The following is an 8,371-nucleotide window of genomic DNA, read 5'->3' on the forward strand; positions in this document are numbered from 1 at the left end:
GTCGTCTCTTGTCATGGGAGTCTTCCTAGGATCGGAAGACCCGAGTGTCAACAACCTCTGTCAGTTCTAGACATCCGTTGTCGGGCGCTGGATGCGCTGCGCGGCTTCGCGCAGCGCGGTCAGGGTCGTGTGGATCAGCCGCGCCCGGGCCAAGTGGGTGCGGGTGTGGGCAACGATGCGGCGATGGACCGTGGGATCGCTCAGCGGCCTCACGGCGAGATTCGCCGGCAGCCCGGTGAGCGCGATCCGGGGGAGCACGGTGATGCCCAGCCCGGCCGCGGCGAGACTGGTGGCTGCGTGGTAGTCGTCCAGGCGGGCGACGTAGTGGGGGCTGAAGCCGGCGGCGTGACAAGCCCGGGTGATGATGCGCCCGGTGGGACTGTCGTGGATGTCGTGGTCGATCCAGGGCTCATCACGCAACTCGGCCATGGTGACGACCGGATGCGCCACCAGAGGATGATCGACCGACAGGACCACGCAGAAGTCCTCCTCGAACAAGAAGTGCCGGTCGTAGCCCTCCAGGTAGGCAGGAGGCCCATCGAGGGATTCGATGCGCACGTCGACATCAGGCACTCGGCGACCTCGACCAGGTTGCAGTTCATTGATGCTGACTTCCACCCCTGCGTCCGGGAACTGTGCGCGCAAGGCGATCAGCACCTCGGGCATCCACGCCTGGGCCAGGGACGCGAAACAGGCGATGGCGATCTGCTCGGCCCGGCCCTGCCGAAGGTCCTCCACGGTGCGCTCGAGTCGCTCCAGGCTGTTCAGCGTGTCCGCACTGGCCTCGGCCAGATGCTGGGCGGCGGGAGTGGCCATGATGCCCCGGCCCTTCTTCTCGAAAAGCACCAGATCCGTCTCACGGGCCAGGGCGCGCAGGTGCTGACTGACGGTGGCCGGAGCCAGATGAAGGTTCCGGGCGGCCGCGTGGACCGAGCCTGCGGCAATGACAGCGCGCAGGATGGTCAACCGGTGCGGGTCGAGCATGCCCCCGATCGTACGCTTTCACCTGCCAACAGCGTAGGAATCATTGCTAGTGCTGACCATTGTCGTGGTGGCACGGTGGAGCACATCGGGGCCTGCACGATAGGCCCCCAGCACAGAAGGACGTACCAACATGACTGCATCGACGCTGCTCGCAGAACTGCTCTGGCCGCTGTTCGTCTTCGGCGCCCCCGTGGCTGTGTTCACCGGCATCGGGCGAGCCTCGAGGCCGGCGCGCGAACGTACACCGCTCACCCGATGGGGTTGGAGGGACCTGTACAGCAACTTCCGCCGAGGACTGCGCATCAGCTCCGAGAACACCCTCCTGGGCCGGCTCATCAGCGACGACTGCGCCCCGATGACCCAGGGCCCAACCGAACCGCCTCGGTCCGCCACACACTGAGCTGTCCGGCCACAGGCATGGGGCGAAACGGAACCCCTGCTGCAACGCCTGCAACGTGGGGCCACGTAGAGGTCACCGTGCACCGTGGACGTTGAACGTGGATGTTCTGGTGGGGTCAGCGTTCGACGAAGATGCCGTCGTCGTCGCAGTAGACGGTGGCGCCGGGGCGGAAGGTGGCTCCGCCGAAGCTGAGCTCGATGTCCTGCTCGCCGCTTCCGTTCTTGCTGGACTTGCGGGGGTTGCTGCCCAGCGCTTTCACCCCGATGGGGAGGGCGGCCAGTTCGCCGCGGTCACGCACGGCGCCGTGGACGATCACCCCGGCCCAGCCGTTGTCGGACGCGGTCCTCGCCATGGTGCCGCCCATCAGTTCGCAGGCCAGGGAGCCGCCGCCGTCGACGACGAGGACCGCGGCGATCATGCTCGCGGCCTTTCAGCAGTACGGTCTGCAGCCCGGCCCGCTGCTGTTCCAGCGCAGCCCCGACCTGGTCTGGGCTCTGCTGGCCAGCCTCTTCGTCGGCCTGGTGGTGCTGCTGGTGCCCAACCTGCCCTTCGCCCCGCTGTGGGCGAAACTGCTGCTGATCCCCAAGCACTACCTCTACGCCGGGATCACCGTCTTCTGCGCACTCGGTGTCTTCGCCACCTCCGCGGCCGTCACCGACCTGCTGCTCGTGCTGGCCATCGGCTTCGTCGGTTACCTGCTGCGGCGCTACGGCTTCCCGCTGGCCCCGGTGATGATCGGCGTGGTCCTGGGCCCGTTGGCCGAGACCAGCCTGCGCAATTCCATGATGTCCGCCGGCGGGCAGGTCGGCACCCCGGTGGGCAGCCCTATCACCTGGAGTCTCTACGGACTGCTGGCGGTCGTCCTCGCCCACACCGCCGTCCGAAGGATCCGCACCAGGCAACGACAGGACGTCTGAACCGGCGGCGCTTCCATCGGACGCCACCGGAGGCGGCCGCCCTCCCCCCTGGAGGAAGGGCGGCCGCCTCTCGGCATGTCTGCTCAGAGGATTCCCGCCCCGGGACGCCGCTCTCGCCGGCGGAGGCCCCGCTTGCGGCCTTCAGGACAGGGCCGCCCACACGAACTGTGGCCGTCAGGCGGGACGTCTCTCACCGACCGTACGTCGGTCGGCGGACGTCGGTCTGCTCATGCACCGCTGTTCACCGTCGAGACAGCACCTGTTCAGTAGGCCCTGAGGCCGCCGGCATCCCGACTCCAGCCCTGAACGCTTCCAAAGGAAGGTCCAGTACATGGTCGGGTGTCCTGCCGTGGCGAGGGTGGACTCAGGAGAAGACGTACTCGACGTCGGTGAAGTCGTCGGCCGCCAGGGCGTAGAAGAAGCGCAGACTCCGCGCGCCGGTGTTCCGGATGCCGTGCTCGCTGGAGCCGGGAAGAAAGACGCTGGATCCGGAGCGCACCGGGTGCTCCACGCCGTCGAGGGTCACCACGCCCTCCCCGGCCAGTACGTAGTAGGTCTCGGCCTGCTCGTGCCGGTGCAGAGCGAGGAACCCGCCCTCCTCGAGTTCGGCGACCCCGGTGACCAGCTGGTCGGTGGGGGTGGAATCGGCGGAGAACAGGGGGCGCCAGGTGAGCCTGCCGCGTTCGTCGCTCCAGCCCTCGACGGGGCGGTCGTTCTCCTGGAGCACGAGGGCCTCAGGGATGGCGGTGTGATCGTTTCCCATGTCCCCAGTACACACCATCGGGAAACCCGCCCACCCGCCCCCGGGCACGACGCAGGTCGACCCACTGTCTCGAAGCACGTGCGAAAAGGAACCGTCATCGCACCGTCGAATCGGTGGGTCGCTCACTGGCCCGACGGACTCGTGTGAGCCGCTCCGGGCCTTCGTGGAGGAGCCGGTCGGTGTTGATCAGCTGGGAGCCGCTCCACCGGGCGAACCGATGCCGGTGCGGATCAGCCGCTCAGAGAACGCACCACTCGTGCCGGCGAGCCGAGCACGACGGACTTCTCCGGCACGTCCTTCGTCACCACCGACGCAGCGGCCACGACGGCATCGTCACCGATTGTCACGCCCGGCAGAATGGTGGCGTTGGACCCGATCCACACATTGCGGCCGATCACGATGGGCGCCGGGTGCATGTCCGCGCGACGGCTCGGTGCAAGGTCGTGGTTGAGGGTGGCCAGCACCGTGTTGTGCCCGATCAAGCAGTCATCGCCGATGACCACTCCTCCTTGGTCCTGGAACTTGCATCCGGAATTGATGAAGATCCGCTTCCCGAGAGTGATGTTCTTCCCGAAGTCGGCGTAGAAGGGCGGGAAGACCGTCACGGATGCATCCACCGGTTTGCCGATGAGCCGGGCCAACAGCTCCCGCACCCGGGCCGGTTGCTGGTATCCGACGTTGAGGTCACCGGTGATGCGCAGGGCCTCCTGGCTGACCCGGTGCATGACCTCGTGCAAGGGCGAGTCCCCTGTGATGGTGCGGCCGGCGTTGAGCGCCTCCAGGAGATCGGTCAGTTCCATGGTGTCCTCTCAGTGGGGTCCAGGGCCTCGGGGTCCGCGAATCCAGGGCCTGGGGTGGCGGCCCAGCTCGTGCGCCCCGTGAACGTGTCAGTGGCTGCGCCGGAATGCGGAGCCCAGGTCAGTGTTCGGGTATGCCTGCGGGCCGGTCGGTGGCCCAGGAGGCGAGCAGCCGCAGCCGTTCGGCCGAGGGCGAGCCGGGCTCAGCGGTGTAGATCATCAGGGCCTGCCCGGGTTCGGCGGTGAGGGCCAGTTCCTCGTAGACCAGGCTGACCGGACACATGTGAAGCGGTGGACCTCGAGCCGCTCAGGCATCCGCTGTCCACGGATGGGCCCGTAGCTGTTCGGGCTGCCCTCGACCTGCGGCTGGACCCGTGGCCGCGGCCGGCTGGTCACGGGTGCTCGGGGGTGGCGGGGAAGCGTTGCTGGTAGGCCGGGACCAGGGCGGGGTAGTAGTCGCGCTCGAAGTCGATCGCGGCGACGTCCCCGCCCGTCTCGGCCGCCACGAGCCGGTCCAGGTAGTAGTCCCAGCCGGGCCCGATGTTGTGCGCCCACTCCGGTTCCGGCAGGATCTGGCCGAAGTGCAGCGTCGTGCCGCTCCCGTCCTCGGTGAGCCGGATCTCCACCCTCCAGTCGTGGTCCTGCCCGTCCAGGCCCTCGCTGCGGGCGCGCGTGCGCAGCAGCCGCGGAGGCTCGCAGACCTCGATGTGGTGTTCTTCCTCCGGCATCCCGTCCTCGGCGGTCATCCGGAAGGTGACGCTGCCGGAGGCCGGATCACCGCTCCAGGTGCCGATCCAGCGCCCGAGGCGCTCGGAGTCCGTGACGGCGGCCCACACGTCCTCGGCAGGAGCGTTGAAGTGGCGGGTCAGCACGATCCAGTCCCCGTCCTGGCGGGACTCGGGCCGGCCGGTGGCCTTCGGTGCGGTCATCCTGCATCCTTCCTCTCGGTGCAGGCCAGGCGGGCCTGCCGGTCGGCGGTGCGGTCGCGGCTGGTGCGGCGGACCTCGAGGTCGAGTCCGTCCAGGACGCGCCCCGGGATCCGTGGTGTCCGGGCGCTGAGCTCGGCGAGCAGGACGGCGACCGGCTCCAGCGCGGAGGGCACCAGCGTGTAGTGGCGTTCACGGCCCTGTGTGGCCCCGGCGACCAGGCCCGCCTCACCGAGCACCTTCAGGTGCCTGCTGACCGCCGGCCGGCTGATGTCGTGGTCGGCCGCGAGGTCGACCACCCGGGCCGGCCCCTCGGCCAGCCGCCGCAGCAGGGCCCGCCGCACGGGGTCCCCCAGAGCCGTGAACACGTCCACGACACTATGGTAACCTGTCAGTTACCACTACGCCAGACGCCGTGGACGAGGCCACCGCGGGGCATGCCCTCAGGCGGCGTCAGCACCTGGGGCCGCTGCGGGGCCGCTGCGGGGCCCCCGTGGGTAATCAAGACCAGGAGTGTCCCCCGGCTCCTGCGGCGCGGCGTCACGGCTCCGGTCCGCGTCAACGACGTCCTGCACTCGTGCGCCTGGCACACCGAACGGCAGGCGAGGTTCACCAGCCGACCCCTGCCGCGACGGGGCTGACGGATTCCGTCCGGAATCAGGCGCACCCACGGGGGTCGCGGCCGACCTCATCCCGAGGCAAGTCTCCTGGACCGCCGAGTGCTGGAACGGTGGCCTACTGGGGACGGGTCGCCGCGCCGTCGAGCCAGAGGGTGTCCCACTGGTCGCGGTGGGTCCCCGTGCCCCCGACATGCTTGCCGTTGATGCCGGGGCCCTTGGTGATGACGTGGACCAGTGCCATGGCATGCCCACGGCCGATGCCGTAGTCGTCTCTGAGCCACTCGATGATAGGGGTCGCCTTGGTCGAGGCGTCGAAACCGCGCTCGTGCGCCCGGTCGACGAACTGCCGCGGCGTCAACCCCGTCTTCGCTTCGATGCTGTCGAGATAGGCTTGAAACGACATCCGATCACCTTCGACTTTCGGCGCCGTCGCCCGGCGCGCTCCGGGGTATTAAGTCTGGCCACCGTCGTTCAGGTGGTCAAGGAGTCCACGCCTGGTCCCGCGTTTCATCGGCGCGGTGTGCCCACTGATGACCGGCGGGAGCCACCCCCAGCGCACATCACGGCTCTTGTCCGTGTGTCATCCGGCTCGCGGGCCCCGGCTCGACAGCAGAGCCCGCGGCGCAACCCCTCCTGCAGGGATCACCGGCGGGCAGCTTCGGGGGTGTGCCCTGAGTCCACGGGGTCTGTCGGAGTGGCTGTGGAATCAGTATGCGGCGGGTGGTGACGGCCGGGCTTGCTCCGCAGCGTGGCGCAACGCGGTCAGGGTCGTGTGGATCAGCCGCGACCGGGTGGGATGGGTGCGGGTGTGTGCGACGATGCGCCGGTGGACGGTGGGATCGCTCAGCGGGCGGCGCTTCTTGCAGACGAAGCGACCGACCATGAAGCACAGGCCCACCAGCACGAACGGGATGCCCCACAGGGCAAAGAGGAGCGACACGCTGCTGGCGACGGCCTGCCACTCCCGGTCGATCGCGAAGCCGCCCCACAACAGCCTGACAGGCACCAGGAAGAGGTCAACCGGCGCGAAGCGCGCCCGGGGGGTCGGGTGGTCCGACCCAGCGGAGCTGTTCGCCCGGTCGGAGGAGGGGGCGAAGTCGGCTCCGCGCGTCAGTCATAGCCCGGCGTCTTCCACCGGAGCCCGCGGCACACAGCGGCGACCCGCGGCTGCCTTCCTTGGACACATCGCCCCCACGGGCGGCGCTGAGAACAAGGACGAGCAGATGCCCCCGCTGAAGCCCGCAGGGAGACCCAACTGCACCGCCTTGGGCCGTGGGGCGGTGGTGGGCATGGTCAGCAGTCTGCGGTGACGCGGGGCCGGAGTGCTGGAGTTGAGCTCCGCTTGGCCTTGATGAACCCGTCCACGACATCCCACGCGGTGATGATCACTATCGACGCGGCGACGATGGTGCTGACCATCCAGCCCCCGCCCGTGACAGCATGCGGGCTCCAGTCGACGGCGTCGAGGAAGGCCGGATTGAGCACTTTGCCTCCGAAGACCAGGAAAACAGCTGGCACCGCGAACGCGAGCCCGAGCACGGAATTCACGACGGCGGCCGCCCAGGACCAGCCGTGGCGGTAGATCCAGGTGGCGAAGATCGCCTCGGCGGCGATCAGCCCGAGGAACCAGGGGAGCCAGAAGGACCACAGGGCGGGATCGAGGACCGGGATCGCGTCACCGTCGGTGTCCCGGACCACGGAGCCCACCTGCTGCCAGATGATCGCGCCGGCGAACAGGGCGAGAAACACCAATGAGGCGATCAGATCGGGCAGGCGGCCGTCGCGGGAGCGTTCTGTCAGCTCGGGCAGTCGATCGGGCGTCCATTCCCCGAAGGCCTCGGAAGTTCCGCTGCGCTCGAGGATGACGAACAGCACCGTGGTCCAGAAGCCGATGTGCACTGTCACATGGAGGGCGGTCGTGACCGCGCTGCCGATGGCGCCTCCGATGCCGCCGGAGCTGAGCAGTTGCATGACCAGCACGGCGATGGTCGCGATGGGAACCGCGGTGAAGGCAATGGTCTTGAGCAGCCTCAGCCACTCGAGGTAGTAGCGCGGGCCGACCAGCGTGAGCGGTCGGTCCGCGAAGTCAGCGGCGAGCCGTTCGGGATCACCCAGCTGGGTGAGCGCCGCGTGCTCGGCCTCGGATGCCTCTTGACCCGAGGCGAGGCGGGCATCGATGGCCTCCTCGATCATCTCCTTGATCTCGAGGCTTATGTCCGAGCGCTGGGACTCAGGAACGGTTCGTACGGCAGCCCAGATGTAGCGGTCGGTCAGGCTGGTCATTTCTCTTCCCCTTCGGCGAGGCGATGCAGCGATGCGGTGAGCCGGTCCCAGTCGGCTGTCAGGGTGGCGGCGAGATCCTCGCCGGCCGGGCTCGTTCGGTAGAACTTGCGGGGACGGGACTCGGCGGTGTTCCACTCGCTGGTCAGCAGGCCCTGCTTCTCGAGGCGGCGCAGGAGCGGATAGAGGGTGTTGGCGTCGACGTGGATGCCGAGGCGCTCGAGGGACTCGAGCAGGGCGTAGCCGTAGTCAGGGGTGCGCAGGCGGCACAGGCAGGCGAGGACGACGGTGCCGCGCCGGAGCTCCTGGAGGTGGCCCTGGGTGAGTTCATCCTCGTTCATGCATCAAACAATAATGTGTGACACACAACATCGCAACGGATCACGGTCCAGTTTGCCGAGGAGTCGATGGCGTACACCGGCCGATCATGACGAGGAGGCAGGCGAAGATGATCGACGACGCACGGCACGACAAACCCAGCAGCGGCCGTGCATGGGCAGGCAGGTCTCGACTCGAAGACGACCGGAAAGGTGCAACACGCCCGCAAGTCATACCCACCATGCGACCCGGTCCGCCGCCAGCCGGCCTGATGCCGACGACACGGTCATGGACGGACAGGTGAAGAGAGGAGGGGCGGCACGGCCCCAGCCGTTCCGCCCCTTCTGTTCCGCCTCAGGCACGGAC

The 8,371-nt window shown here is 68.5% G+C and carries 11 protein-coding genes and 2 pseudogenes; 2 read left to right on the forward strand and 11 right to left on the reverse strand.

All coding sequences use genetic code 11. The annotated features are described in order from the left end of the window. Positions 1–66: 66 nt before the first annotated feature. A complete protein-coding gene (locus ACFYE1_RS16850; RefSeq protein WP_387745525.1) occupies positions 67–984 on the reverse strand; it encodes a LysR family transcriptional regulator in 918 nt (305 codons plus the stop codon). Positions 985–1,114: 130 nt separating this feature from the next. Between ACFYE1_RS16850 and ACFYE1_RS16855 the strand changes: the two genes are divergently transcribed. After that, complete coding sequence (locus ACFYE1_RS16855) at positions 1,115–1,384, forward strand: hypothetical protein (RefSeq protein ID WP_387745527.1); 270 nt, start codon at positions 1,115–1,117, stop codon at positions 1,382–1,384. 115 nt (positions 1,385–1,499) lie between these two features. Here the strand turns inward: ACFYE1_RS16855 and ACFYE1_RS16860 are convergent, their stop codons facing one another. Next, positions 1,500–1,802 carry an RraA family protein gene (locus tag ACFYE1_RS16860; protein WP_387745530.1) on the reverse strand — a complete coding sequence of 101 codons (303 nt, stop codon included), beginning with the start codon at positions 1,800–1,802 and terminating at the stop codon, positions 1,500–1,502. Here ACFYE1_RS16860 and ACFYE1_RS16865 point away from each other — a divergent pair. Then, positions 1,789–2,301: pseudogene (locus tag ACFYE1_RS16865) on the forward strand (tripartite tricarboxylate transporter permease); the annotation flags it as partial. The gene ACFYE1_RS16860 and the pseudogene ACFYE1_RS16865 overlap by 14 nt on opposite strands. 364 nt (positions 2,302–2,665) lie before the next feature. Here the strand turns inward: ACFYE1_RS16865 and ACFYE1_RS16870 are convergent. The 9 genes and pseudogenes from ACFYE1_RS16870 to ACFYE1_RS16910 all read right to left on the reverse strand — a co-directional run bounded on the left by ACFYE1_RS16870 (position 2,666) and on the right by ACFYE1_RS16910 (position 8,028). Next, the gene (locus ACFYE1_RS16870; protein WP_387745533.1) at positions 2,666–3,064 is read right to left on the reverse strand and encodes a cupin domain-containing protein; all 399 of its coding nucleotides are present in this window, start codon (positions 3,062–3,064) and stop codon (positions 2,666–2,668) included. A gap of 230 nt (positions 3,065–3,294) precedes the next feature. Then, positions 3,295–3,864 (reverse strand): DapH/DapD/GlmU-related protein, encoded by a 570-nt coding sequence (locus ACFYE1_RS16875; RefSeq protein ID WP_387745536.1) that lies wholly within the window; start codon positions 3,862–3,864, stop codon positions 3,295–3,297. 118 nt (positions 3,865–3,982) lie between these two features. Continuing rightward, positions 3,983–4,135: pseudogene (locus ACFYE1_RS16880) on the reverse strand (MmyB family transcriptional regulator); the annotation flags it as partial. Positions 4,136–4,253: 118 nt separating this feature from the next. Next, the gene (locus tag ACFYE1_RS16885) at positions 4,254–4,790 is read right to left on the reverse strand and encodes an SRPBCC family protein (RefSeq protein ID WP_387745539.1); all 537 of its coding nucleotides are present in this window, start codon (positions 4,788–4,790) and stop codon (positions 4,254–4,256) included. Beyond that, complete coding sequence (locus tag ACFYE1_RS16890) at positions 4,787–5,161, reverse strand: ArsR/SmtB family transcription factor (protein WP_387745542.1); 375 nt, start codon at positions 5,159–5,161, stop codon at positions 4,787–4,789. The genes ACFYE1_RS16885 and ACFYE1_RS16890 overlap by 4 nt, the downstream gene beginning before the upstream one ends. Before the next feature lie 361 nt (positions 5,162–5,522). Then, positions 5,523–5,810 carry a DUF4287 domain-containing protein gene (locus tag ACFYE1_RS16895; protein WP_387745545.1) on the reverse strand — a complete coding sequence of 96 codons (288 nt, stop codon included), beginning with the start codon at positions 5,808–5,810 and terminating at the stop codon, positions 5,523–5,525. A 303-nt stretch (positions 5,811–6,113) separates the two neighbouring features. After that, positions 6,114–6,413: a hypothetical protein gene (locus tag ACFYE1_RS16900; RefSeq protein ID WP_387745548.1), complete on the reverse strand. Its 300-nt coding sequence runs from the start codon at positions 6,411–6,413 to the stop codon at positions 6,114–6,116. A gap of 287 nt (positions 6,414–6,700) precedes the next feature. Continuing rightward, a complete protein-coding gene (locus tag ACFYE1_RS16905; protein ID WP_387745551.1) occupies positions 6,701–7,690 on the reverse strand; it encodes a permease prefix domain 1-containing protein in 990 nt (329 codons plus the stop codon). Beyond that, on the reverse strand, positions 7,687–8,028 hold the full coding sequence (locus ACFYE1_RS16910; RefSeq protein ID WP_387745554.1) for a PadR family transcriptional regulator: 342 nt from the start codon (positions 8,026–8,028) through the stop codon (positions 7,687–7,689). The genes ACFYE1_RS16905 and ACFYE1_RS16910 overlap by 4 nt, the downstream gene beginning before the upstream one ends. Between the last annotated feature and the right edge of the window lie 343 nt (positions 8,029–8,371).

The sequence above is a fragment of the Kocuria nitroreducens genome, assembly GCF_042879195.1.
GTDB lineage: Bacteria > Actinomycetota > Actinomycetes > Actinomycetales > Micrococcaceae > Kocuria > Kocuria nitroreducens.